Here is a 24,042-nt window from a genome sequence, read left to right on the forward strand (position 1 = left end):
CAACCGCACTCCGCTGGTTCTCGTTATCCAGGCTGCTCTCCCTGCGGGGGCTGGGACCGCAGCGAGACCCCCGACCGATCCCCGCTGGTTCTCGCCATCCAGTCGTCTGTCAACGCAACCAGCTACCCATCCCGCCGATAACCCGAAACCCGGCAACGCATCCACAAATCTCGGTCCCGCCTATCAGCCCGGTAGCGCTGAGACCGCAATATCAACGACCCGCCGACGGCGATCAACGACTACCCACCCGAACCCGAGCCCCGCCACACACTCACTCCCAAGCGAACCGAGGCTGGTCGTAGTGGTCGACCCGAGTATGACGGTGCCGCAACACCACTTCACGAAACTGATAGAGGATCGCAGCGGTAGGCGCATGAAGATGCCCCCCGAGCAGAGGAAGCTTGATCGCCGGGTTGTCAGAGCCCGGAATATCCGTGAATCGAGGCTCGACGTCCAATTCAGACATCGGGATCCAGTGCAGCACAGCCACTTCGGCTGGGTCGGGAATAGGAACCGGGGAATTCTCGGCCCAAGCCACCACCGGCGTCATGATGTAGCCGGACCGGGTCGGATAGTCGTCGAGCAGCCCGAGAACCGCGGAGTCGGGAAGAAGCACACCGAGCTCCTCGTGCAGCTCACGCAGTGCCGCCGCTATCGCGTCCTCGCCGGGATCGAGTTTGCCGCCGGGCAGTGCGAATTGACCGGCGTGTGCGCGGAGACTCGGCGATCGCTCGGTCAGCCAGATTCCCTGTTGCCCGTCCTGCTCCACGATCGCGATCAACACTGCTGCGGGCCGCCGGCCATCCGCTGCGATGGACCGTCGCGGAAATGTGCGCAATGCTTCGCCCACTTCGGCTCGCAGCTGGTCAGCGGGCACATCGCTCCAGCGGTATCCGCAACTGTCCTCTTCGACCGGCACCAGCCGAACCTAATTCCCGCTGCCACTCACCGTCAACGCACGTCCCACTCCCGCGATTCATCGCGCACCAGTGCCGAACGTGGCGCACGACGATGGCACTCCGTGATGTGTGGCGATTCGCGGCACAACTCGCCCCGCCAGGGAGTCCGACCGCAGACACACGGCTGAGCCTGTACCCCTGCGCACCACACTGATTCGGCCCCGACGCGGCTACCTCCGGACAGTCCGTGCGAAGTCGCGTCAAGTGCGAACGGAGATCCGGGGGCGCGACGTGCCGGGGTGGTCGGTGCGGGGAGCGAAGGTTGGGGTGATGCTGGTGGGGCAACGGGACGGAATGCGGAGAGGGAGTGGCGGGATGTCGGTGGAGACTGTCGATGCGGTTGTGGTGGGGATGGGACCGGGTGGGGAGGATGTCGCCGCTCGGTTGGCCCGCGGTGGGTTGAATGTCGTGGGAGTCGAAGGACGGTTGGTGGGCGGTGAGTGTCCCTACTTCGCCTGTGTGCCCACCAAGATCATGGTTCGGGCGGCGGACGTGCTGGCCGAGGCCGGGCGGGTGAACGAGCTTGCGGGGGAAGCCGTTGTGAAGCCCGAGTGGGGGCCGGTGGCGGCTCGGATTCGGGATGAAGCCACTGATAATTGGGATGATTCGGCCGCGGTTGAGCGGTTCGAGAAGGCGGGTGGGACCTTCGTCCGGGGGTGGGGCAGGATTTCCGCGCCCGGGGAGGTGACCGTGGCGACCGAGCAGGGGGAGCGAGTTTTCCGGGCTCGGGCTGTCGTGCTCAATCCGGGAACGGCGCCGGCGGTGCCGCCGCTGCCGGGGCTGGCGGATACGCCCTATTGGACCAATCGCGAAGCCGTGCGGGTTACCGAATTGCCCGCATCGCTGATTGTGCTGGGTGGTGGGCCGGTCGGCTCCGAGTTCGCGCAATTGTTCGCGCGGTTCGGGGTTCGGGTCACCATCGTCGTGCCCAAAAGGCTGGTGCCGCAGGATGAACCGGAAGCGAGTGCACTGCTGGCGGAGGTATTCGAGGCCGAGGGCATCACCGTGCGCAGTGGTGCGCGCGCCGCGGGTGTCGAGTACGACGGGCATGAATTCACCGTCACTATGAGCGAAGGCGAACCGGTGCGGGGGGAGCGGTTGCTGGTCGCCACGGGACGGCGGACGGACTTCGCCGCGTTGGGCATCGGCGTGCTCGGGCTGGACGAACAAGCGAAGTCGATCGACGTCGATGAGCGCATGCGGGCTGCCGATGGGCTCTGGGTGATCGGCGATGTCGCCGGGCACGGGGCCTTTACACATATGTCGATGTATCAGGCGCGGATCGCGGCGGCCGATATTCTCGGTGAGTCCGGCGAGACCGCTCAGTATCGGGCGGTGCCGCGGGTGACCTTCACCGATCCCGAGGTCGGATCGGTCGGACTGACCGAAGAACAGGCGCGAGCGGCGGGTTTGACCGTCCGCGTCGGAAAGTACGACATCCCCGCCAGCACGCGCGGCTGGATTCACAAGGTCGGCAACGAGGGCTTCATCAAACTCGTCGAGGATGCCGATCGCGGTGTGCTCGTCGGCGCGACGTCCATGGGTCCCACCGGTGGTGAAGTGCTCTCCGCTCTCACGCTCGCCGTGCACGCTGAGGTCCCGACCAGCACTCTCCGCACCATGATCTACGCATATCCGACATTTCACCGCGCTATCGAAGCCGCACTCGATGCACTCCCGTCGAGTTAGGCATCAATTCGCAATCGTTGATGTTCAAGGGCAGGTAAAAGCGGGATCCTGAGATACATCGATGGTCCGAGGAAACTGGCGGTGGACATATGCGAATCTCGGAGATACTGCGTCGAAAAGGACCCGGCGTCATCACGATCGCACCCGATGCGAGCGTGCGCGAACTGCTGCGGGTACTGGCGGTACACAATGTGGGCGCGGTGGTGGTCTCCGCGGACGGTGTGGTCCTGACCGGCATAGCCTCCGAGCGCGATGTCGTGCGGCGACTACACCTCGCTGGTGCGGGGCTACTCGAGCAGCCGGTCTCGGCGATCATGACCGCCGTCGTGCACACCTGTTCCCCCGACGATCGCGTGGAAACGCTCAACGCGACCATGACCGAGCACCGCATTCGACATCTGCCGGTCGTGGCCGATGGCCGGATGGTCGGGGTGGTCAGCATCGGCGATGTGGTCAAGAACCAGATCTCCGAGTTGGAGAACGAACGCGAGCACCTGGTGCGCTACCTGCACGGATGAGTCACGGCAGTCCGTGCGCCGCCTCGGCGAGCGTACGGACTCCGGTGGCGATGTCGGCCGCGGCCGCGAAATCCAGGCGCAGTTCCAGATCCGCCGAGTCGGCCGGTCCGTCGTAATGCGTGATGCCACCACCGGTGATCACGTAGTGCAGTGTCGTCTCCCCGATGTGCACCGTGACGATTCCCTCCGGAAGCTGTTCGGCCACAGCGCGTCCCAGTGGCAGGGCGAACCAGTGCGCTCGCACGGCATCGGTGGCCCGGCGCTCGCCCAGCAGTGGTGCGCCCCACTGCGACAGCGCGTCGAGTGCCGGTCGCAGTGCCGCACCGGATTCGGTCAGCTCGTACAGCGCGGTCCCCGCGCGCGGCCCGACGCGCCGGCGCACGAGAATCTCGTCGCGCTCCAATTCCTTGAGCCGGGCCGCGAGCATATCGGTGCTGATACCCGGTAGATCCGCGAACAGATCGCTGTATCTGCGCGGGCCCGAACACAGTTCGCGAACCACCAGCAGACTCCAGCGGTCGCCCACGAGTTCGAGGGCGCGGCTGACCGCGCAGTAGTGGTCGTAGCTTCGACGTGGCACGCTTCCACTGTAACCACTCGCTTGGAAATTCCAAGTGCAAACTTGGAAAATCCAAGTAAGGTGTGTGACAAGCGCATCGAGAAGGGACGTCCATGCAGGTCAAGCAGTCGAGCAAGCTCGCGGGTGTGTCATATGAGATCCGCGGACCGGTCGCGGAGCATGCCGCGCGGCTCGAGGCCGAGGGTCATCACGTGGTGAAGCTCAATACCGGCAATCCGTTGCCCTTCGGCTTCGAGGCACCCGCGGATCTGCTGCAGGACATGGTCCGCAACCTGCCGGTTTCCAGCGGTTACTCCTCCTCGAAGGGACTGCTGTCCCCCCGCCGCGCGGTGGTGCAGTACTACCAGACCCTCGGGCTCGAGGGCGTGGACGTCGAAGACGTGTACCTGGGCAACGGCGTCTCCGAACTGATCATGATGGCCATGACCGCGCTGCTGGAGAACGGCGATGAAGTCCTCGTTCCCGCACCGGATTTCCCGCTCTGGACCGCGGCCACCGCGCTCAACGGCGGCCGGGCCGTGCACTACATCTGCGATGAGTCCTCGGACTGGTTCCCGGATGTGGCCGATATCGAATCCAAGATCACCGATCGGACGCGGGCGCTGGTGCTGATCAACCCGAACAATCCGACCGGCGCGGTGTACTCACCCGAGGTGCTGCGCGAGATCCTCGAGGTGGCCCGCCGCCACAATCTCGTGGTCTTCTCCGACGAGATCTACGACAAGATCCTGTACGACGGCCTGAACCACACCTGCACCGCGACCCTGGCCCCCGATCTGCTGGTGCTCACCTTCTCGGGTCTGTCCAAGTCCTACCGCGCGGCCGGTTTCCGCTCGGGCTGGCTCGTCGTATCCGGTCCCACCGAGCACGCTCAGAATTACCTCGAGGGCCTGACCATGCTCGCGGGCCTGCGCCTGTGCGCGAATGTCCCTGCCCAGCAGGCGATTCAGGCCGCACTCGGCGGGCACCAGAGCATCTTCGACCTCACCCGGCCCGGCGGCCGGCTGCACGAGCAGCGCGACCGCGCGTGGGAGGCGCTGAACGCCATTCCCGGTGTCTCGTGCGTGAAGCCCAAGGGTGCGCTGTACGCGTTCCCGCGCATCGACCGCTCGATGTACCCCATTCACAACGACGAGCAGTTCGTGCTCGACCTGCTGTTGCAGGAGAAGATCCACATCGTGCAGGGCACCGGCTTCAATTGGCCCGAGCCCGACCACTTCCGGATCGTCACCCTGCCGCACGCGGACGATCTCGAGGCGTTCATCGAACGCATCGGGCGGTTCCTGGCGACCTACCGTCAGTGACGGGCCACGGGCGTTCTCACCGCTCCCGGCCGAGCCCGCGTTCGCGGGACCGTTCCCGGCGGCGCACGCGCCAAGGGCCGTAGACGCGTTCGGGCTCAACGGCTCTGGTGGTCGCGGAGTTCATCTGCAACACCCGGAGTCCCGGATCGGCGGTGGGATCGTCCACCACCGATTCGACCCGGCGATCCGGGGGCGGGGCGGTGCGATAGCCGGCCGCGTTCACCGCCCGCATCGCCTGTTCCAGCACCTCCATCAGCTCGCGGCCCGCACTGCCGGAGAAATCGTTGGCCCATAATTTGCGCAGCTCGTCGGCGAATCGCAGGCGTAGTAGATACGCCTCGTGCGAATCCCTGACCAGCTCCGCCGCTCGAATGATCGCCCACAGATCCCCAGCGTCATAAGACATTGCACTACCCGCCTTCGCCGGCCGCTCCCTACACGGCCGACTCCCACCCTATGGGGTCGCACCGACAGGGCCGGAAAAAGATTTCGAGAAAAGTTTCCGAGATAGGTAGAAGACGCGAAACCGGCTCCGACCGATAGGTGACAACAGCTTCACCACATCGCGAGGAGCCCATCATGAGCACCACCGTCAACACCTTCTTCTGGTTCGATGCCAACGTCGGGGAGGCCGCCGATTTCTACGTCGCCGCGATTCCGAACTCTGCCGTCACCTCCTCCACCCCCGGCCCGGACGGCTCGCCGTTCGTGGTGACCCTCGAGCTCGCCGGGCACTCGATCACGCTGCTCAACGGCGGACCCGGCCACCCGCTCAACGATTCGGCGTCCGTGCAGGTCATCGTGGAGACCCAGGAGGAGGTCGATCGACTGTGGGACGCGCTGACCTCCGGCGGCGGCGAGCCCGGCCCCTGCGGCTGGCTGACCGACAAGTACGGGCTCAGCTGGCAGGTGGTCCCGTCCGCGCTGTTCACCCTGATGTCGGGTGAACCGGCTCGGAGCATGGCGGTCAACACGACGATGCGCACCATGTCCAAGCTCGATATCAAGACCTTGCAGGACGCGTACGACAACGCGTAACCGGATCGGGGCACGGTGGTCGGTGCGGGCGTGCTGCCCGCACCGCACCCGCCGGCGATCGGTGTCGCCGCCGGCTGTCGTTCGGCCGCGTTCTAGAGTGAACGATCGTGGGCCCCGGCGAACTCGAGAATTTGCGATCCGCGCTGTCGTGCGTGTACCTCAAGCTCGAGGCCGAGACGATCACGGAACCCGACGTCGTCGAGTTGCAGACGCGCGCCGAGGTTTTGGAGGGGGAGATCGGCGCGATTCTGGACGCGGAGGTCATCGAGCGCCTGGGGGAGCGCCCACGCGGTGCGCCGTCGCCTTCGAGCGATTCGGCTGACACATTGTTCTGAAATCGCTCGACGGGCCGAATTCGTTCGCCCGAGATCGATTTTCGTGCCCGGACGCGGACCCGCTCAGGCGGGCGAATCCTCGTCCAGCGCTTCGATGAGCGTGCCCAGCGAGGACAGCAGCGTCCGGCGCTGCTCGGGCTCGAGCCGATCCATGGCGGCCGCGAAGCGCTGGATCCGCGCCGAGGTCAGGCCCGTCACCAGATCGTGCGCCGCCGGGGTCGCCGAGAGCAGTTGGGCGCGGCCGTCTTCCGGATCCGCGTCCCGGGTGAGGTAGCCCGACTTCTCCAGACTGGTCACCACCCGCGACATCGTGGGCGCGCTGACGCGCTCGACACCGGCCAGATCGCTGAGCCGCATGGGCCCGGATCGAGCGAGGGAGGCCAGCGCGGACGCGGCGCCGGGGCTGAGCGCGCCCAGATCCCCGGAATGCCGCAGCAATCGCAGCAGACGGCCGATCGTGTGGTAGAGATCGGCGGCCTCGCCGAGCTGCTCGGTGTCCGCGGCACTGAGTTCGGTGTCGGCGATACCGGAATGCGCGGACAGCGTGGCCTCCTCGATCATGGGGTCAGATTCCCGCGCGGTCGGCTGCGCGGAGTTCGGCGGCTTCCGCGGGAGCGTTCCCGTTGCCGGCGAACCACGATGCCACCGCGCCGATCAGCATCATAAGTGCCGCGCCGAGGAAGACGACCACCAGTCCGGAGTGGAACGGGCCCGAGATCAGGTTGGGGAAGAACTCCTGACCGGTCAGGACTTCGGTCTGCACGCCCGGATGTTCGAGGGTGCCGCTCGGGCCGAGCAGTTCCTCGATCGGGTTGTACCCCAGGAACGCCGCGAACAGGCTGCCGACCGGGGGCAGGCCGCCCGCGTCGGCGGCGACCTCCGGGGACACGCCCTGCGCCTGGAGTCCGGAGTCGAGCGCGCCGGGCAGCGGCGAGGACAGGCCGACGACCATGAGGGAGAAGAAGATTCCCATGGACAGCGCCATACCGCCGTTGAGCAGTGTGGCGCGAATGCCCGAGGCCACACCGCGCTGGTCCGCGGGCACCGCGTTCATGACCGCGGCGGTGTTGGGCGAGGTGAACAGGCCCGAGCCCAGGCCGTTGAGCAGGATGATGCCCGCGAAGACCCAGTAGTTGAAGTTGACCGGGATCACGACCAGCAGCACGAAGGTCAGCGCCATCACCGACATGCCCAGCGTCGCGAACGAGCGCGCGCCGTAGCGGTCCGACAGCCAGCCCGAAACCGGTCCCGCCGCAAGGAATCCCAGGGTCAGCGGAAGCATGTAGATGCCCGCCCACAGCGGGGTGACCTCGTAGTCGAAGCCGTGCAGCGGCAGCCAGATGCCCTGCAACCACATGATGAGCATGAACTGCAGCCCGCCGCGCCCGATCGAGGCCATGAGCCCGGCGACGTTGCCCAATCCGAAAGCGCGCGAACGGAACAGCGAGAGCTGGAACATGGGCGCGTCGACCTTGCTCTCGATCACGCAGAACAGTGCCAGCAGCGCGAAACCGCCGAGCACGGAACCGATCACCCACGGATTGCCCCAGCCGGTGTTCGAATCCCCGTACGGCTGAATGCCGTAGGTGATGCCGGTGAGCAGGGCGGTCAGGCCGAGCGCGAAGGTGAGGGTGCCGGGCAGGTCCAGCTTTCCGGGCGTGCGCTGACCGATGTCGTGCAGCGCGCGGTACGACCAGATGGCGCCGACGATGGCGAACGGCACGCTCACCCAGAACACGGCCTTCCAGTGCCATTCCGAGAGCAGGCCGCCGATCACCAGTCCGAGGAACGAACCCGCCACCGCCGCAACCTGGTTGATGCCCAGTGCGAAGCCGCGGCGCTCGACCGGGAACGCGTCGGTGAGGATCGCCGCCGAGTTGGCCATCAGCATGGCGCCGCCGACGCCCTGCACCACGCGCCAGCCGATCAGCCACAGCGCGCCCGCGTCATGGGTGAACGGCACCAGCGACAGCGCGACCGCCGAGATCGCGAACACGACGAATCCGAGGTTGTAGATCCGCACGCGCCCGTACATGTCCCCGAGTCGCCCGAACAGCACCACGAGCACCGCGGATACCAGCAGGAAGCCCATGAGCAGCCACAGCAGGTAGCCCACGTTCCCCGGCGAGAGCGGATTCAGGTCCACGCCGCGGAAGATCGCGGGCAGCGAGATGATGACGATCGAGGAGTTGATGGTGACCATCAACATGCCCAGCGTGGTGTTGGCCAGCGCCACCCACTTGTACCGCGGATGGTCATGGTCCATCCGCCGCCGCCGGCGGATCGTCTGAACATCACCGGTGTCGAGCTCGGTGGTGGTGGCGGACACAACGCCTCCCGAAGAGATAGCAGTACGAACAACTCGTTCAATATAGTTGTTAGTTGCTAACTAACCAATTCGAACGGCGCACGACGTGGTGGCCCGGACCGCGAATGATCGGCGCGACCGGCCCCGATACCGGGGATGAGCTGCGAGCGGGGGATGATTCGGGGCATGGGATCGGTGACGGTGAGCGGCGGGTACGTGCGGCGGGCGGTGCTCGATCGCGACGGGGTGCCCTCGTTCGAGGCGTATCCGTTCGCGCTGCCGGTGGTGCGCGGTCTGGTCGAGCTGGAGCTGCACCCCCGGGTGACGTTTCTGGTGGGGGAGAACGGCAGCGGGAAGTCGACACTGCTCGAGGCGATCGCGACGGCCTGGGGGTTCAACCCGGAGGGCGGCACGCGGAACTTCAATTTCTCCACACGGGGATCACATTCGGAGTTGCACGAATACCTGCGGCTGGTGAAGGCCGTGCACAAGCCGCGGGACGGGTTCTTCCTGCGGGCGGAGAGCTTCTTCAACGTCGCCACGAACATCGAGGACATGGATCGGGAGCCCGCGAGCGCGCCACCGCTGATCGATTCCTACGGCGGGGTCTCGCTACACGAGCAGTCCCACGGCGAATCGTTCTTCTCGCTCATGCTGCATCGCTTCGGCGGGGACGGACTCTACGTGCTGGACGAGCCGGAGGCGGCGTTGTCGCCGAGCCGGCAGCTGGCGATGATCGCGCGGATGCACGAGCTGGTGCGGGCGCGCTCGCAGTTCCTGATCGCCACCCATTCGCCGATCCTGATGGCCTATCCCGACGCCTGGATCTATCAGATCGGCGAGGACGGGTTCGAGCGGGTGGAATACGAGGACACCGAGCACTACCGGGTGACGCGGTCGTTTCTGGAGAATCCCGGCAAGTATCTCGACGAACTGCTGGACTGAGGCGCGCCGGCGCCCGATCCGTTCGGGCGCTTGGCTTTTCGGCGATCAGGTGGTCTTGCGGATGATCAGCTCCGGGGTCAGCAGGGTGTTGGACGCCGTCTGATTCTCGCTCTGGATCAGCGAGCGCAGCAGTTCGGCGGCGCGCCGGCCGGAGTCGGCGAAATGCTGGCGGATGGTGGTGAGGTCGAGCGCTTCGGCCAGTGGGCCGTCGTCGAACCCCGCCACGGCGATATCGGCGGGGGCCCGGAGTCCGGCGTCACGCAGGCCCGCGAGGAAGCCCGCGGCCAGGACGTCGTGATGGGCGACCACGGCGGTCGGGCGGTCCGATCGGCTCGCCACCTCGGCGGCGAGTGCCCGCGCGGCGTCGAAAGTGTTGTGCGGCAAGGTCAGTTCCTCGACCGCGTGCGCGTCGCCGCCCAACGCGCGGATGAAACCGCGCCGGCGGAGTTGGCCGGGGGAGACGTAGTCCGTCGAGCGCTGGGGTTCGTGCAGATAGCCCAGGCGTTCGTGGCCATGATCGCGCAGGTGGGCGGCGATCAGATATCCGGCGTGCTCGTCGTTGAAGGCGACGGTGCTGAACGCGGGGTGCACCGAGTCCACCAGTACGGTGGGCGGCCCCCAGCGCCGCAGCCGGTCCGCGCCCTGCTCGCCGAGCGGCACGCCCATGATCAGCAGCCCGTCGACGTCCCCGCGCACGGGCAGCGTCTCGAGCAGCGGCGAACTCGCTTCGGCGGCCGACGGGCTGTCCAGCACCACGACCTCGACGTCGTCGGGGCCGAAGGTCTCGAGAATCCCGATCAGGCGGGTGCGGTAGGTCTCGTAGCTGCTGAAGGGCGCGAGTACCGCGATCCGGCCGGTGCGGCGCTTGGCACGCTCGGAAGCCGTTGCGCCCGGGCGGTAACCGAGTTCGCCGGCGATGCCGATGATGCGGTCGCGGGTGGCGGAACTGACACGGTCGGGGTGGTTGAGCGCGAGGGACACCGTGGAGATGCTGACACCGGCCGCCTGGGCTACCTGGTAGATCGTCACGCTCGAATTCCCCACGTTCTCACCCTAATCCATCGTCGACGTGCGGCCGGTACGACCGTTGACTATTGCGCCGATCACACTTTAAAGTACTTCGTAGAAGCACTTCGATGGAGGACTCGATGTCAGATTACCTGGCACGCGCCCGCGCCGCGGGCTGCGAGCCCGCCGTGTCGGACTGGCTCGCGACGGTGTACGCGACCAGGAGCTCACTGCCGCAGCCGCCGCCGGACGACTGGATCGGCCGGCGCACGGTCGCCCGCGAGATCTCGGACATCCTCGCGGCCCGGTTCACCGCGCCGGGTCCGGCCGCGTGCGAGGTCACCCGTCACCGCGTGCCCACCCGGGCCGGGCAGATCACCGTGGTCCACTACCGGCCGCCGACGGCGCGACCGCGCATGGCGCACCTGATCTTCCACGGGGGCGGGTTCGTGCTGGGCAGCGTGGACGAGGACATCAACAACCGGGTGTGCCGGACCCGCGCCCTGGCCGCGGGCGTGGACTTCTTCGATGTCGACTACCGGCTCGCGCCCGAGCACAAGTTCCCCGCCGCCCTTGAGGACTGCCTGGACGTTCTGCACTGGCTGCGCGCGAACGCGGCCGAATTCGGCTTCGAGACCGACCGGATCGGCGTCGGGGGCATCTCGGCGGGCGGCAATCTCGCCGCCATGGTCGCGGTGCACGCCCGCGACCTGGGCGTGCCGCTGGACCATCAGATTCTCGAGGTACCGGCCACGGACCTGCACATCGAGCGGGACGAATCCTTCCTCGCCTACGCCGAACTGAACGATCTGGGCGGGGATTTCACCGCACTGCGGGCGGCGTACCTCGGCGCGGATCACTCGCCGGTCGGCCCGGCGGCGCCCGCCGAGGTGGCGGACCTGTCGAATCTCGCACCCGCCCTGGTGATCACCGCCGAACTCGACCCCCTGCGCGACAGCGGGGAGGCGTACGCGGCGGCGCTGGCCGCGGCCGGGGTGCCCGTGCGGCACTGGCGCGCACCCGGTCATCTGCACGGCAGCGGGACGCTGACGCTCACCTCCCCGACCGCGCGCGCCTGGCAGGACCTAGCCGTCGAGTTCCTGCGCAGCCGCGCGATCCAGCCCGCATCGACCCATCCCTGATCGGAGCCACCATGCCCCTCGACGCCAATCTCGTTCGCGCACTGACCGAACTCGGTGTCCCGCTGCCCGAACCCACCGATGACCCGGTGAAACAGCGCACGCGCGCCTACGAATTCGAGGAGGCGGTGTTCCCGGCGCTCGGCCTGCCCGGACCGCGGGTGCCCATCCACGACCATGTCGTGCCCGTGCCGGGCTACCCGGATGTGCCGGTCCGGCTGTTCTACCCGCGGGAACCCGCCAGCGGTTCGGCGCTGCCGGTCTGCCTGTTCTTCTACGGCGGCGGCTTCAGCCAGGGCGGGCTGCATCATGCGGGCGTGGCGGCCCAATGTGCCCGGCGCGCCGCCGAAGCCGGGGTGATCGTCGCGGCGGTCTCGTACGCCCTCGCCCCCGAGCATCCCTATCCCACCGCCCTGGAACAGGGGTACGCGGCACTCGAGTGGGTGGTGCGCGAGGCGAGCGCGCTCGGGGCCGACGCGACGCGGATCGGGGTGTCGGGACAGTCCTCGGGCGGGAATCTCGCGGCCGCGCTGACCCTGCTCAATCGCGACCGCGGCGGGTACCCGCTGGCGCTGCAGATTCTCGAGGTGCCCTTCCTGGATCTGACCGACGACCCGGGCGAACGCGATCTCGGCGAGGTCACCGCGGAGCTGATCGCGGACCTGGCTCGGCTGCTGCGGTGGTATCTGCCGGAGGGCGCCGACCGTCGCGACCCGTACGTATCCCCGCTGCGGGCAACGGATTTCACCGGCCTGCCCCCGGCCTACATCGTCACCGCCGAATGCGATCCGATCCGCGGCGACGGCGAGCGCTACGCCGCCGCCCTCGCGAACGCCGGAATCCCGGCGTCGGCGCTACAGCTGATCGGCCTGCCGCACAACGGCGGACTGTTCGAGCGGGCCTCGCTCACCGCCCGCTCGGCGGGCCAGGCCATCGTCGCGGCGCTGCGCACCCTGCACGACTGAATCACCGGCTCGCACAACGGAAGACAATGATGTCCGACACCGACCTGACCGCGGCGACCAGCGTCGCCTTCCCGGGCAGGAAGCAATCCCCGCTGTTCCTGCCGACGCTGGTGCTGGCGTATTTCGGCGCGGCCCTGGCCGCGCTGTCGGCCGGGTTCGTCAGCATCCCGCTGCGTTTGGCCGCCCTGGCTCCCGAGCACAAGTCCCAGCTGCTGTCGCTGACGGTGGCCGCCGGCGGCATCGTGATCATGGTGGTCTCGGCGCCGCTCGGGCGGATCAGCGACGTCAGCACCGCGCGGGCGGGGATGCGACGGCCCTTCATCCTCGGCGGCGCGGTGGTCAGTACGCTCGGCATGCTCGTGCTGGCCTTCGCGCCCGGTGTTCTCGCGATTCTGCTCGGCTGGGCCATCGCGCAGGCCGGTTTCGGCGCGACCACCATGGCGCTGAACGCGCTACTGGCCGAACAGATTCCGTCGACCATCCGGGCGCGGGTGGCCGCGGCGTTCGGTATGAGCACCGGACTGGCTCCCGCAGTGGGCAGTTGGCTGGTGGGGGCGCTGCCGGGCGATCCCGCGTACTGGTTCGGCGTGCCCGCCGCGTTCGCGCTGGCCGCCAACGTCGCGATGTTCGCGGTGTTGCGCGACATCGTGCGCACCGAACCGGTGGCGCTGAGCCGGCGGAGTCTGCTGGGCAGCTACTGGATCAACCCGGTGCGACACCGGGACTTCGCGTGGGCGTGGGTGTGCCGCCTACTGGTCACGCTCGCCCTGGTTTCTGTGGCGACCTACCTGCTGTATCTGCTCACCGATCGCCTCGGGCTCTCCGAGGCCGAGGCGACCCGGGCCCAGGGCGCGGTGATCGGCGCGATGTTCGCGGCGAGCGTGGTCACCAGCGTGCTGTTCAGCTGGCTGTCCGACCGCACCGGCCGGCGCAAGCCGATCGTGTACTCCTCGGCGCTGTGCACCGCGTTCGGCCTGCTGGTGACCATGTTCGCGCACGATCTGACCGTGTTCACCGTCGGCGTGACCCTGGTGGGGATCGGGCAGGGCGCGTTCGCCTGCGTCGACGTGGCGATGATGACCGAGCTGCTGCCGGACTCCTCGGACGCGGGGACCGGGCTGGCGGTGATCGCGCTGTCCTATCAGCTGCCCCAACTGCTGCTGCCGGTGGTGGCGACGCCGCTGCTGGCCATCGGCGGATCCGGGCCGAACTACACCGCGCTCTTCCTGGGGTCGGTGCTCGCCGCCGTCCTCGGCGGACTCGCCGTGCTGCCGATCAAGTCCGTGCGCTGAGCGCGCGGCCCGAGCAATCTCTTTCTCGTAGCAAGGAATACACCATGGATGAGTCCGCTGATCGCCTGCCGCGCCGCCGCCGGGCCCTGTTGAGTGCCGCGCTGGGCGCGGGTATCGCGGTGGCCTGTGCGCCGGTGTCGGCGGCACCCGCTGCCGCGGCCGCGGTGATCACCGCCCAGCACTGGCTGACCCCGCGCACCGTGCAACTGACGGTCGCCACCGATGCGTTCGCCGCGCCCGTCCCGGTGGAGGTGACGTTCCCCGCCGGCTACGAACCGGGCGGTGCGCGCCGCTGGCCGGTCACCTACTACCTGGCCGGAACCGCGCACGACGAGGCCACCTTCCGGGCGATCTACGACGGGGAGACCATCACCGCCGACTACCCCTCCCTGGTGGTCTCCCCGCGCGGTGACGCCGGATTCTGGTCCGATTGGCTCGACGGCAGCGCGAAATACGAGACGTTCGTGATCGATCAGCTGATACCGCTCATCGACGCGAGCTTCGCCACCCACGCCGATCGCGCCCACCGCGCGATCATGGGGGAGTCCATGGGCGGCGCGGGCACCCTGCTACTCGCTGCGCGGCATCCCGACGAATTCGCCGCCGCCGCAAGCCTGTCCGGCGCGGCCGACACCAACATGCCCGACACCTGGAACGTGGTCTCGATCGCGCCGGCGCTGCAGGGCGCGGCTCCCGACGCCATCTACGGCCCGCGCGCGAGCCAGGAGATCCGCTGGCGCGGGCACAATCCCGCCGATCTGGCGAGCAACCTGGCCGGGGTCGACCTCCAGCTCTACACCGGCAACGGGGTTTACGACCCGGCGCACGGGGAGACACAGGTCGAAGCCTCGGTCGGGTGCGCGCTGGAGAGCGCGGCGATTCACGGACCGAGCGTGAGCACGCACGAGCGCATGCTGGAGTTGGGAATCGCACACGAGTGGGTCGAACTGCCCTGGGGTTGCCACGGTGTGGCGCTGTTCCAATACGAGATGCGAGCCGCCATAACGCGATTCGAGGAGCTGTTCGCCGACCCGGCGGCGGTCCCGGAGTCCTTCGACTACCGCTCGATCGAACCGGCCTTCGAGGTCTGGGGCTGGGACGTGCGCACCGATCCCGCCCGGGCGGCCCAGTTCCTGGATCTGCACGAGGTGAGCGCACGCGGGCTGCGGCTCACCGGCAGTGGCACGACCACGGTCACGACCCCGCCGCTGTTCGCCAAGCGAGCAGCGGTCACCGTCACGGTCGACGGAATCCGGTCCCTCGTGACCCCCGATGCCGAAGGCCGCGTGACGGTCTCGGTGGATCTGGGCCCTGCCGATCGGCAACAGCAGTACACGCCGGGCGCAGTGGCCAGCGCGCGCACCGCCGAGGTGTCGTTCGAAGGCTGAGAGCGGGAGTGCACTCGCGTCGGCGGGTGGAACGCTGGGCCGCCCCGTGCGCACGGCGACCTCGGCGGCCGCGTGCGGGCTGTTCGACGCGGCGTGCCCTCCGGGCGCGCGGGTACGCCGAGTATCGAGCACATGCCTACCGCACCACGGTTGTGGCCGCCGCCGGTTACAGATCCCGGGTGCTGCCGAACGCCGTCCGCAACGACGAACAACTCGTTCGGACGCCTGCCCGTCCCGCACCGATCGGTGTTGTCCCGCACAGGGTCAGCGCGGGTGCGGGAGACGAGCCATAGCTCACCGCCCGTCGAGCAGGGTGCGTGTGACCATCGCGGGGCGATTCAGGGCCGGCGGTGGGTGCGGGTTAGGGTGGGCGGCATGGTGACGCCCGAGGCGAATGAGATGGGGGCTCGCGGTCACGCCGCCGGCCCCCGCAACGACTGAGTACTTGAATCGCGTTCCGCGGCAACTTGCCGCGGGGCGATCGTGCGCACCTTCGGGTCCCGGCCGCGGTGACGAGACGTCTTCCTGTCGTTCTCTCACTTCGGAGTTCTCGATGCCTGTTTTCCTCTACCTGCTTGCCGTGGCGGTATTCGCCATGGGCACTTCCGAATTCATGCTCGCGGGCCTGGTGCCCGACATCGCCGCGACACTCGACGTGTCGATCGGTGCGGCGGGGCTGCTCACGTCGGCGTTCGCCGTCGGCATGGTTGTGGGCGCGCCGCTGATGGCCGCGCTCGCACGCCGTGCCCGCGCCCGGACGACACTGCTGTTCTTCGTATTGCTCTTCGCCGCGGCGCATCTCGTGGGTGCGCTCACGACGAGTTTCGGGGTGCTGCTGGGGACGCGTGTGATCGCGGCGCTGGCCAACGCCGGATTTCTCGCCGTCGCGTTGAGCACCGCCGCCGCACTGGTGGCCGCTGATCGGAAGGGCCGCGCGCTGGCGGTTCTACTGTCCGGCACCACACTGGCCACCGTCGCCGGGGCCCCGGGTGGCGCGCTGCTCGGGGCGTTGCTCGGCTACCGAGCTACGTTCTGGGCGATCGCGCTGCTCTGCGTGCCCGCCGCGTACGGCATCGTCCGGGGAATCCCCGCCGATGCGGGAGCCGCGGACAACGCGACCGCACCGTCCCTGCGCGACGAGATCGGCGAGTTGGCCCGGCCCGGACTGCTACTGGTCATCGTCCTCGGCGCGCTGGTCAATGCCGCGACCTTCGCCACGTTCACGTTCCTGGCCCCGATCGTCACCGGCACGGCCGGGCTGGGCGAACTGTGGGTTCCGGTGGCGCTGACGCTGTTCGGCCTGGGCTCGTTCGCCGGTGTCACCGTGGCCGGACGCATCTCGGATCGCCGGCCCGGCAAGGTGATCGCGTTCGGCGGCCCGGCGCTGCTGCTCGGCTGGATCGCACTGGGCGTCCTGGCCGCGCAGCCGGCGGCGCTGCTGAGTCTGGTGTTCGTCCAGGGGGCGCTGGCCTTCGCGGTCGGCAGCACCCTGATCGCGCGCGTGCTCTACGCGGCCGAGAACGCACCCACCATGGGCGGGTCGTACGCGACGGCCGCGCTCAACATCGGCGCCGCGGGTGGCCCCGCGGTGGCCGCGGCGACCCTCGGCGCGGGTGAACTCGGCCCCGTGTGGGTGAGCGGCCTCCTGATGGCGATAGCGCTCGTCATCGCGCTGCCGCTGCTGCGGGTCGTCGCGCCCCGAGCTGTTCCGGCGCCGCGCTGATCCCGAGCACGCACGCGTCCCCGATCCGGTTCCGGCACACCGGGACAACGTATCGGCGTCAGTTCCCGGACGGCGCGGCGCAGATGTTCACCGGCGGAACCCCGGCGAAACGGTCTGCGATGTAAGGCATTCCGGCGGCGAGGGCGGCCAGCCCGGCGGCAACGTGGTCGAGGCCGGCGTACTCGCGAACTTCCACCGGCGCCCCGCCGGCACAGAGGGTGCGTGCCAGGCTGCGCTGGTCCTCGGCCAGGGCGACCCCGTCCCCGATGCCGTCGCTGTTGCCGAAGGCGATGAGCATCGGGAACCGGGGCGTGCCGACGGTGCCCATGACGAGCGCGCCGGTCATGTCGGTCAGGGGCGAGAAGCGGTGGTAGTCGGCGTATTCGGGGGCGAAGAGCGACCGCATCTCGATCACCGGCAGCGCCTGCGCCTCGAGGGCGCACAGGTCGGCCGCACGCGCCATGATCTGTGTTCCGTACGGCGACAGGTAGGGCGTGAGGTCCACTTCGAAGCCCCGGCTGATGCCGGTGAGCACCAGCGGCAGCACTTTCGACCACACGGGCGTGCCGTCGATGTAGTCGATGGTGTGCAGGAAGTTCACCGGCAGTCCGCCTTCCACCGCGCCCACGATGCGCAGCTCCGGCGCGTACCGGGCCGCGAGTTCGGCGGCGAACTGGGTCGCGAGGCCGCCGCCGGAGAAGCCCAGCAGCGCAACGGGTGTGGCACCGGGGGCGACGTCCAGGACCTGTTCGGCCGCCCGGATGCCGTCGAGGGTGCCGTAGCCGGATTCGTGCCCCGCCCCGTAGTGCAGGCCGGTCCCTTCGTAATCCGCTGTCACCACGGAATATCCGGCCGCCAGGGCCGCGGTGAGCACCGCGTGGTCCAGCCCCGGCGGGCCGAAAGCCGTGGCGTAGGAAGGATTGCACCGCGAGCTGAGCGCGTCGTATGCCGCCTGATACGAGACCAGGCGGGGCGCGCCGCCGGCTCCGAGCGGGCGCACGATCAGCGCGGCGGTCACCGCCGGTCGGCCCAGCTGATCGGTGGTGCGATACAGCGCCTGGGTCGCGGCGCCGGGCAGGGCGGCGCTCACCTGCCGGGTGCGCAGGACGGCGCCGGGTGCCATGTCCGCGAGCGCGCCGTCGTATCGATAGAACGAATCCTCGGCGGGCAGCGGGGGCTGGACCGCGGGGGGCGGCTGGGCGGCGGCGACGGCCGAGGCGGTCAGGGGCAGCGCGGCCAGCAGCGCGCAGAGGGCGAGCTTTCGCATGAAGGGGAAGAGTCCTAGCGGTCGATCGAAGAGCTTCTACGAAGAACTTTAGACACCTCGCTCTCGATTTCGCGGCCGATTGCCGAAGCTCGGATCGAAGTCCGGCAAAGTCAGTAGAGACCGGTCGGTTCGGAGTTAGGCTGAGCGGGAGCTGAGCACGTATCCAGCGGACCCGGACGGAGCGCGTTATGGGATACCGGCGGAGTTTGGGGGCATTGTTGCTGGCCGCGGGGCTGGCGGCCGCGGCGGGATGCGGGACGTCGAGCGAGTCGGCCGCCGAGCCCGATTACGCGGCGACACTGCGGCCGATCATCGAGAAACTGATGCGGGACAACGCTATTCCCGGGGCTGCGGTGGTGATCCGATCACCGTCGGACGGCGATTGGACCGCCACGTTCGGTACCGGGACGATCGGCGAGAACGACCCGATCACCGTGGACGATCACTATCGCATCGGCAGCAATACCAAGACGATGACCGTGACCGTGCTCCTGCAACTGGCGCAGGAGGGCAAACTCGCACTGGACGATCCGATCGCGAAATACGTGCCCGACGTGCCCGGCGGCGATCGGATCACCCTCGCCCAATTGGCCGAGATGCGCAGCGGGCTGTACAGCTACACCTTCGATCCGGACTTCAACGCCGCACTGGACGCGGACCCGCGCCGGGTCTGGACGCCGCGGCAACTGCTGGACATCGCCTTCGCGCACCCGGCCAATTTCGAGCCCGGCGCGCGCTTCGAATACTCCAACACCAACACCATCCTGCTCGGGCTGGTCATCGAGCAGGTGACGAAAACCGCTGTGGCGGAGAGTTTCCGAACCCGCATCTTCGAACCGCTGAACCTGCGGAACACCAGTTTCCCGGCCGCGAACGACGACGCGATCCCGGATCCGCACCCGCGGGGCTATGCCTTCGGCACCAATGTCTCGACCATCGACACCTACGCGCTGCCGCCGGATCAGCAGGCGGCCGCCGTCGCCGGAACGCTGCTGCCCACCGATCAGACCGTCGCGAGCCCGTCCTGGGCGTGGACCGCGGGCGCGGCGATCGGCACCGTCGACGACATGGCCACCTATGTGAAAGCGCTCGCCGACGGCGGACTGCTCGACGCGCGCATGCAGCAGACCCGGCTCGACAGCATCGAGCCGATCGACCCCGCCAATCCCGGTGTCGCGGGCTACGGCTTGGGCATCGTCCGGTTCGGCGAACACCTGCTCGGCCACGACGGGCAGATTCCGGGCTTCATGACGTTCATGGGTCACGACCCCGACGCCGATCGCACCATCGTGATCGCCACGAATCTGGCGGCGGTGCCTGCCGGGGAAGGTTCGGCGCTCGTTCTGGTCAAGGGCATCCTGCCGACGTTCTACGGCGCGAACGCGGTCGGTGGCCACGATCCGGCGCGTCCCTCGCCGGGCCCGAGCGGGTCGTCGGAGCCCGTGCCCACGACGCGTTAGGCAGGGGCGGTTCGCCACGGCGACACGAGGAACCCCGTTCGGCGCATCGCTTCGCGCCCCGGGGTCCGGGTCGACGAGGGCCGAACCGACCCGCTCACCGGGCACTCGTGCCCCGAGTTATCGGGGCGGTCGAGGACGAACACGCAGCCGGGCCGGGATGTCGCGGACGACTTCGTGGGTGATCAGGGCGTCCGGCGGGCTCGCTCACAGTAGGGTTCGCACTCGGAACAGGACCGTGAGGAGAACAGATGCCCGCCGGGTGGATTCGAGTCGTGCTGAGTGTGTCGCTGCTGGCCGCGGGAGCGGTCGCGGCGGCGCCGGCCGCGAGCGCGACGGGGCCCGAGGCCGCACCGGGGCTGGAACGGTACTACGGGCAGGAACTGCGGTGGCGGGGGTGTGACGACGCGCAGCTGGACCAGGCCGGGGCGCAGTGTGCGAATGTGGTTGTGCCGCTGGACTACAGCAAGCCCGACGGGCGCACGCTGACGCTGGCGCTCTCGCGGATCGCGGCGACCGACCCCGGGCAGCGGCGCGGCATCCTCATGTCCAATCCGGGCGGGCCGGGCGGCACCGGCCTGCGATACATGGTGACCACGCAGCAGAACTTCTCGGCCGAGGTGCGAGCGCGGTACGACCTGATCGGGATGGACCCCCGGGGCATCGGGCGCTCGGACAAGGTCGGCTGCGCGCTGCCGGTGCCCAGCATCCTGTTCTCGGCCGGGTTCGACCTGTTCGGGTACGCGCGCGACACCGCCCTCGCCAGCGCCTTGGCCACCGCGTGCGTCGCGCCCGATCCGGACAAGATCCGGAACATCAACACCCGCAACACCGCTCGCGACATGGACATCGTGCGCAGCGCGTTCGGCGAGCAGAAGTTCAGCTACTTCGGTGCGTCCTACGGGACCTACCTCGGATCGGTGTACACGCAGATGTTCCCGGACCGGGTGGACCGGGTCGTGCTGGACAGCGCCGTGGATCCGGACATGATCTGGATCGGGCACTACCAGCACATGGGACCCGCCAACGAATACGCGCTCGACGACTGGGCCGCGTGGGCGGCCGGGCATGACGACGAGTATCGGTTCGGCGCGACCGCCCCCGCGGTGCGGGCCTTCGTCGCCGACACGATTCGCCGGGCCGGAGCGCATCCGGTGTTCAACACCAGCTTCCTGGTCGACGAGCACACCGTGCCGCTCATGGTGTTCGCGCTGCTGTCCAATCCGCAGTTCAACGCGCGCCTGGCCACGGTGGTGCGCATGATCTCCGACGGCGCCGAGGGCAAGCCCATCGATCTGGACGATCTCAAGGCCAAGGTCACCGCCGCGGTGCCGCTCGAGGCCGCGAGCCTGGCGGCGGTGCTGTGCGGGGACCGCGCCGCTCCCCGCGATCCCGCCTGGTACCTGGCCAACATCGAGCGCACCCGCGCCACCCAGCCGATATTCGGGGCGTTCGCGAACAACATCAGCGCGTGCGCGTACTGGCCGGATCCGGTCGAGCCGCCCACCGAGATCGGCAACGCCCATCCCGCGCTCATCTTGGCCTCGACCCATGACACCCGCACCGTGTACGAGGAAGGCGTTGCGCTGCACCGCCGTTTGACCGGGTCACGACTGGTGACGCTGGCGGACACCAGGATTCACGGCGCGTTCCGGGTGGGTTTGAGCCCGTGTGTCACCGACGCGGTCAACACCTATCTCGCCGACGGCGTCCTGCCCGCCGAGGACATCACCTGCGCGGCGGATCCGAGCTACTTCCCGCGGTAGCGGCGGGCCACCCGGCCACGGCGACGGCGGCATCCGGACGGATGCCGCAACGGTCCGGCGCCGGGTGGGCGAAACGACATGGGTGCGACTGTCGCCGGGCCGCCGTACGCTCTCGCCCCATGGGTCTAGCGATATCAGTTCATTCCTACGCTTACGCGCTGTCGGAGGGGGACCTCGAGTACGCCGAGGATCTGCGGCGGGACCTCGCCGCGATCAATCGGGTGCTGGCCGAGAACGACCTGCCCGCGCACGAGGAACCGGAAACACGGGGTGCGGCGACCGGGCGCGAGCATATGGGCAGCTTTCCGTACAGCTTTCTGCACTACCTGCGCCGGGCCTACGCGCACGCGTACACCAACCCCTCCGAGCCGCTGACGCCCGTCGCCGCCGGCGAGCCTCCCACCGAGGACGAGCTGGTCGACGATCTGCTGTACATGTTCGACTGCCATCTCATCAGCCATTCCGATGCCGAAGGCTGCTACGTTCCCATCGATTTCGACCATGTGCTGGCCGCGGAGGCCGCCGATATCGCGCTGCCCGGCGGCATCCTCGGGTCGTCGGTGGCGCTGCTGCGCGAATTGACCTACCTCGCGCCCTATCTCGGCATCGAACTTCGGGACGGGGTGCTCACCGACGAGGTGGCGGCGACAATGGCCCGGACGGAAGACGACGATCCCTTCGCTCGCGAACGCGAAGTGTGGCTGACGCTCTTCGAGAGCGCGCGGGTCTCGGTCGCGAACAACACACTGATCTCCTTCGGCTGACGGTCCGGTTCGAGAGGTTGTTCGGCCGACGCCACGAAGGCCGGGGCGCGGATCATGGCCCGAACCGCCCGGTGACGAGCGGTTCGGATAGCGGTGACCCAGCTCGTGTGGGAGCCCGGCGCCCGTGGCGTGGTCGTCGCCGATGGTCTGTCAGTCGGACCACAGGCGAGTGTCGCGTGCCTTCACCTGTGCGGCGACACGGGCGACAGCGTCGACGGCGCGCAGTGCGGGCAGCCGCCGCCCGTCCCGCAGGCGGATCGACACCTCGCCGGCGGCGGCCTCCTGCGCGCCGAGGATGAATTGATAGGGCGCGAGCCGGGTTTCGCGCACCCGGGCCGCCAGGCTGCCGTCGCTCACCACCCGCACCCGCAGGTCGGCGCGCAGGCAGTCGTCGCGAAGTGCGGCGGCGGCCGAGTCCTGGGCTTCGGACACCGGCAGCACTACGACCTGCACCGGGGCGAGCCACGCCGGGAAGGCGCCGCCGTGCTGTTCGATCAGGTGCGCGACCGCGCGCTCCACACTGCCGATGATGCTGCGGTGCACCATGACCGGCCGGTGGCGGTCACCGTCCGCGCCGACGTAGTGCAGGCCGAACCGCTCGGGCTGATGGAAGTCGACCTGCACGGTGGACAGGGTCGACTCCCGCCCGGCGTGATCGGTGACCTGGATGTCGATCTTCGGGCCGTAGAACGCGGCCTCGCCCTCGACCGCGTCGTAGGGCACCTCGGCCCGGTCGAGCACCTGTCGCAGAATCTCGGTCGCCCGCAGCCACATCTCCGGCGCGGCAACGTATTTGCTACCGGCACCCGGCAGGGAGAGTCGATAGCGCGCGTCGGCGATTCCCATGTCGCGGTAGGCGGCGGCGATCAACGCGAGCGCGGCGGCTGCCTCGTCGGCGACCTGGTCGAGAGTGCAGAAGATGTGCGCGTCGTTGAGATGGATACAGCGCACCCGGGTCAGCCCGCCGAGCACGCCCGACAGCTCCGAGCGGTACATCACGCCGAGTTCGGCCATCCGCAAGGGCAATTCGCGGTAGCTGTGGGACCGGGAGCGGTACATCAGCGCGTGATGCGGGCACAGGCTCGGGCGCAACACGACCTGCTCGTCGCCGATGTCCATCGGCGGATACATGTCGTCGGCGTAGTGCGCCAGGTGCCCGGATATCTCGTAGAGTTCGCGCTTCCCGAGAACGGGGGAGTACACGTGCTGATATCCGGCCCGCCGTTCGACGACCCGGATGTAGTCCTCGAGGCTCTGCCGCACGATCGCGCCATCCGGGAGCCAGTACGGCAGTCCCGCCCCGATGAGCGGGTCGGTGTCGAAGAGGCCGAGATCCCGGCCCAGTTTCCGATGGTCGTACACGAGTGTCGTCCTTCCGTTGACGGGCGGAGACGACACGAGAAAGCCCCGGGCGTCCGCCCGGGGCTTGATCAGAGATGCATCAGCGCGCCGGGTGCTCCGGCGTCGTGGTGACGAGTACGCGCTGCATGTCGGCGAAGGTATCTCGCAAACGCCCGCCCGGCAACCGATTTCCGTGGGACCGGTCCGAATATCGATCGATAGCGTCCGGGGATGGCCAGCGTGATGGCCGTTCGGG

Annotated in this window: 22 protein-coding genes; 14 read left to right on the forward strand and 8 right to left on the reverse strand. The window is 68.6% G+C overall.

Going from position 1 to position 24,042, the window contains the following annotated elements:
• Positions 1-271: 271 nt before the first annotated feature.
• Entirely contained in the window at positions 272-850 is a 579-nt protein-coding gene (locus ABZ319_RS25640) for a CoA pyrophosphatase (protein WP_354989070.1), read from the reverse strand.
• Between the two features lie 379 nt (positions 851-1,229).
• Here ABZ319_RS25640 and ABZ319_RS25645 point away from each other — a divergent pair, with 379 nt between their 5' ends.
• A complete protein-coding gene (locus ABZ319_RS25645; RefSeq protein ID WP_354989029.1) occupies positions 1,230-2,648 on the forward strand; it encodes an NAD(P)/FAD-dependent oxidoreductase in 1,419 nt (472 codons plus the stop codon).
• Between the two features lie 89 nt (positions 2,649-2,737).
• Positions 2,738-3,166, forward strand: coding sequence for a CBS domain-containing protein (locus tag ABZ319_RS25650; RefSeq protein ID WP_354989030.1), 429 nt, complete (start codon positions 2,738-2,740; stop codon positions 3,164-3,166).
• A 1-nt stretch (position 3,167) separates the two neighbouring features.
• Here ABZ319_RS25650 and ABZ319_RS25655 read toward each other — a convergent pair whose 3' ends face one another.
• On the reverse strand, positions 3,168-3,746 hold the full coding sequence (locus ABZ319_RS25655; protein ID WP_354989031.1) for a helix-turn-helix domain-containing protein: 579 nt from the start codon (positions 3,744-3,746) through the stop codon (positions 3,168-3,170).
• Between the two features lie 92 nt (positions 3,747-3,838).
• Between ABZ319_RS25655 and ABZ319_RS25660 the strand changes: the two genes are divergently transcribed.
• The gene (locus ABZ319_RS25660; RefSeq protein WP_354989032.1) at positions 3,839-5,050 is read left to right on the forward strand and encodes a pyridoxal phosphate-dependent aminotransferase; all 1,212 of its coding nucleotides are present in this window, start codon (positions 3,839-3,841) and stop codon (positions 5,048-5,050) included.
• 16 nt (positions 5,051-5,066) lie between these two features.
• On the opposite strand, the gene ABZ319_RS25665 is transcribed toward ABZ319_RS25660, so the two are convergent.
• Positions 5,067-5,456 carry a hypothetical protein gene (locus tag ABZ319_RS25665; protein ID WP_354989033.1) on the reverse strand — a complete coding sequence of 130 codons (390 nt, stop codon included), beginning with the start codon at positions 5,454-5,456 and terminating at the stop codon, positions 5,067-5,069.
• Between the two features lie 173 nt (positions 5,457-5,629).
• Between ABZ319_RS25665 and ABZ319_RS25670 the strand changes: the two genes are divergently transcribed.
• Together ABZ319_RS25670 and ABZ319_RS25675 are read left to right on the forward strand one after the other, a co-directional pair.
• Positions 5,630-6,088: a VOC family protein gene (locus ABZ319_RS25670; protein ID WP_354989034.1), complete on the forward strand. Its 459-nt coding sequence runs from the start codon at positions 5,630-5,632 to the stop codon at positions 6,086-6,088.
• Between the two features lie 107 nt (positions 6,089-6,195).
• Entirely contained in the window at positions 6,196-6,423 is a 228-nt protein-coding gene (locus ABZ319_RS25675) for a hypothetical protein (protein WP_354989035.1), read from the forward strand.
• A gap of 63 nt (positions 6,424-6,486) precedes the next feature.
• Here ABZ319_RS25675 and ABZ319_RS25680 read toward each other — a convergent pair whose 3' ends face one another.
• Together ABZ319_RS25680 and ABZ319_RS25685 are read right to left on the reverse strand one after the other, a co-directional pair.
• Entirely contained in the window at positions 6,487-6,984 is a 498-nt protein-coding gene (locus ABZ319_RS25680; protein ID WP_354989036.1) for a MarR family transcriptional regulator, read from the reverse strand.
• Between the two features lie 4 nt (positions 6,985-6,988).
• Complete coding sequence (locus tag ABZ319_RS25685) at positions 6,989-8,689, reverse strand: MFS transporter (RefSeq protein ID WP_354989071.1); 1,701 nt, start codon at positions 8,687-8,689, stop codon at positions 6,989-6,991.
• Positions 8,690-8,917: 228 nt separating this feature from the next.
• Between ABZ319_RS25685 and ABZ319_RS25690 the strand changes: the two genes are divergently transcribed.
• Positions 8,918-9,676 (forward strand): AAA family ATPase, encoded by a 759-nt coding sequence (locus tag ABZ319_RS25690; RefSeq protein WP_354989037.1) that lies wholly within the window; start codon positions 8,918-8,920, stop codon positions 9,674-9,676.
• A gap of 45 nt (positions 9,677-9,721) precedes the next feature.
• Here ABZ319_RS25690 and ABZ319_RS25695 read toward each other — a convergent pair whose 3' ends face one another.
• On the reverse strand, positions 9,722-10,720 hold the full coding sequence (locus ABZ319_RS25695; RefSeq protein WP_354989038.1) for a LacI family DNA-binding transcriptional regulator: 999 nt from the start codon (positions 10,718-10,720) through the stop codon (positions 9,722-9,724).
• 104 nt (positions 10,721-10,824) lie between these two features.
• On the opposite strand from ABZ319_RS25695, the gene ABZ319_RS25700 reads away from it, so the two are divergent.
• The 5 genes from ABZ319_RS25700 to ABZ319_RS25720 all read left to right on the forward strand — a co-directional run bounded on the left by ABZ319_RS25700 (position 10,825) and on the right by ABZ319_RS25720 (position 17,191).
• On the forward strand, positions 10,825-11,826 hold the full coding sequence (locus ABZ319_RS25700) for an alpha/beta hydrolase (protein ID WP_354989039.1): 1,002 nt from the start codon (positions 10,825-10,827) through the stop codon (positions 11,824-11,826).
• Between the two features lie 11 nt (positions 11,827-11,837).
• Positions 11,838-12,788, forward strand: a complete 951-nt coding sequence (locus ABZ319_RS25705) for an alpha/beta hydrolase (protein WP_354989040.1) — start codon at positions 11,838-11,840, stop codon at positions 12,786-12,788.
• Positions 12,789-12,817: 29 nt separating this feature from the next.
• Complete coding sequence (locus ABZ319_RS25710) at positions 12,818-14,080, forward strand: MFS transporter (protein WP_354989041.1); 1,263 nt, start codon at positions 12,818-12,820, stop codon at positions 14,078-14,080.
• Positions 14,081-14,124: 44 nt separating this feature from the next.
• Positions 14,125-15,468: an alpha/beta hydrolase-fold protein gene (locus ABZ319_RS25715; RefSeq protein WP_354989042.1), complete on the forward strand. Its 1,344-nt coding sequence runs from the start codon at positions 14,125-14,127 to the stop codon at positions 15,466-15,468.
• 553 nt (positions 15,469-16,021) lie between these two features.
• Positions 16,022-17,191, forward strand: coding sequence for a Cmx/CmrA family chloramphenicol efflux MFS transporter (locus ABZ319_RS25720; protein WP_354989043.1), 1,170 nt, complete (start codon positions 16,022-16,024; stop codon positions 17,189-17,191).
• 58 nt (positions 17,192-17,249) lie between these two features.
• On the opposite strand, the gene ABZ319_RS25725 is transcribed toward ABZ319_RS25720, so the two are convergent.
• Positions 17,250-18,458, reverse strand: a complete 1,209-nt coding sequence (locus tag ABZ319_RS25725; protein WP_354989044.1) for a lipase family protein — start codon at positions 18,456-18,458, stop codon at positions 17,250-17,252.
• Between the two features lie 188 nt (positions 18,459-18,646).
• On the opposite strand from ABZ319_RS25725, the gene ABZ319_RS25730 reads away from it, so the two are divergent.
• The 3 genes from ABZ319_RS25730 to ABZ319_RS25740 all read left to right on the forward strand — a co-directional run bounded on the left by ABZ319_RS25730 (position 18,647) and on the right by ABZ319_RS25740 (position 22,445).
• Positions 18,647-19,918: a serine hydrolase domain-containing protein gene (locus ABZ319_RS25730; RefSeq protein WP_354989045.1), complete on the forward strand. Its 1,272-nt coding sequence runs from the start codon at positions 18,647-18,649 to the stop codon at positions 19,916-19,918.
• 248 nt (positions 19,919-20,166) lie between these two features.
• Complete coding sequence (locus ABZ319_RS25735) at positions 20,167-21,681, forward strand: alpha/beta hydrolase (RefSeq protein ID WP_354989046.1); 1,515 nt, start codon at positions 20,167-20,169, stop codon at positions 21,679-21,681.
• A gap of 119 nt (positions 21,682-21,800) precedes the next feature.
• Positions 21,801-22,445: a hypothetical protein gene (locus ABZ319_RS25740; protein WP_354989047.1), complete on the forward strand. Its 645-nt coding sequence runs from the start codon at positions 21,801-21,803 to the stop codon at positions 22,443-22,445.
• A gap of 150 nt (positions 22,446-22,595) precedes the next feature.
• Here ABZ319_RS25740 and thrS read toward each other — a convergent pair whose 3' ends face one another.
• Positions 22,596-23,807, reverse strand: coding sequence for a threonine--tRNA ligase (thrS, locus tag ABZ319_RS25745; protein WP_354989048.1), 1,212 nt, complete (start codon positions 23,805-23,807; stop codon positions 22,596-22,598).
• Positions 23,808-24,042: the final 235 nt, after the last annotated feature.

Source organism: Nocardia sp. NPDC005978 (genome assembly GCF_040614455.1).
In the GTDB taxonomy this organism is placed as follows: Bacteria; Actinomycetota; Actinomycetes; order Mycobacteriales; family Mycobacteriaceae; genus Nocardia.

Excerpts from the sequence above, each read along its gene's own strand:
- ABZ319_RS25715 (WP_354989042.1), top strand. The coding sequence starts at position 14,125 with ATGGATGAGTCCGCTGATCGCCTGCCGCGCCGCCGCCGGGCCCTGTTG.
- ABZ319_RS25690 (WP_354989037.1), top strand. The coding sequence starts at position 8,918 with ATGGGATCGGTGACGGTGAGCGGCGGGTACGTGCGGCGGGCGGTGCTC.
- ABZ319_RS25725 (WP_354989044.1), bottom strand. The coding sequence starts at position 18,458 with ATGCGAAAGCTCGCCCTCTGCGCGCTGCTGGCCGCGCTGCCCCTGACC.
- ABZ319_RS25670 (WP_354989034.1), top strand. The coding sequence starts at position 5,630 with ATGAGCACCACCGTCAACACCTTCTTCTGGTTCGATGCCAACGTCGGG.
- ABZ319_RS25735 (WP_354989046.1), top strand. The coding sequence starts at position 20,167 with ATGCCCGCCGGGTGGATTCGAGTCGTGCTGAGTGTGTCGCTGCTGGCC.
- ABZ319_RS25710 (WP_354989041.1), top strand. The coding sequence starts at position 12,818 with ATGTCCGACACCGACCTGACCGCGGCGACCAGCGTCGCCTTCCCGGGC.
- ABZ319_RS25740 (WP_354989047.1), top strand. The coding sequence starts at position 21,801 with ATGGGTCTAGCGATATCAGTTCATTCCTACGCTTACGCGCTGTCGGAG.
- ABZ319_RS25645 (WP_354989029.1), top strand. The coding sequence starts at position 1,230 with ATGCTGGTGGGGCAACGGGACGGAATGCGGAGAGGGAGTGGCGGGATG.
- ABZ319_RS25665 (WP_354989033.1), bottom strand. The coding sequence starts at position 5,456 with ATGTCTTATGACGCTGGGGATCTGTGGGCGATCATTCGAGCGGCGGAG.
- ABZ319_RS25685 (WP_354989071.1), bottom strand. The coding sequence starts at position 8,689 with ATGGACCATGACCATCCGCGGTACAAGTGGGTGGCGCTGGCCAACACC.
- ABZ319_RS25650 (WP_354989030.1), top strand. The coding sequence starts at position 2,738 with ATGCGAATCTCGGAGATACTGCGTCGAAAAGGACCCGGCGTCATCACG.
- ABZ319_RS25660 (WP_354989032.1), top strand. The coding sequence starts at position 3,839 with ATGCAGGTCAAGCAGTCGAGCAAGCTCGCGGGTGTGTCATATGAGATC.
- ABZ319_RS25700 (WP_354989039.1), top strand. The coding sequence starts at position 10,825 with ATGTCAGATTACCTGGCACGCGCCCGCGCCGCGGGCTGCGAGCCCGCC.
- ABZ319_RS25720 (WP_354989043.1), top strand. The coding sequence starts at position 16,022 with ATGCCTGTTTTCCTCTACCTGCTTGCCGTGGCGGTATTCGCCATGGGC.
- ABZ319_RS25705 (WP_354989040.1), top strand. The coding sequence starts at position 11,838 with ATGCCCCTCGACGCCAATCTCGTTCGCGCACTGACCGAACTCGGTGTC.
- ABZ319_RS25730 (WP_354989045.1), top strand. The coding sequence starts at position 18,647 with ATGGGATACCGGCGGAGTTTGGGGGCATTGTTGCTGGCCGCGGGGCTG.
- ABZ319_RS25680 (WP_354989036.1), bottom strand. The coding sequence starts at position 6,984 with ATGATCGAGGAGGCCACGCTGTCCGCGCATTCCGGTATCGCCGACACC.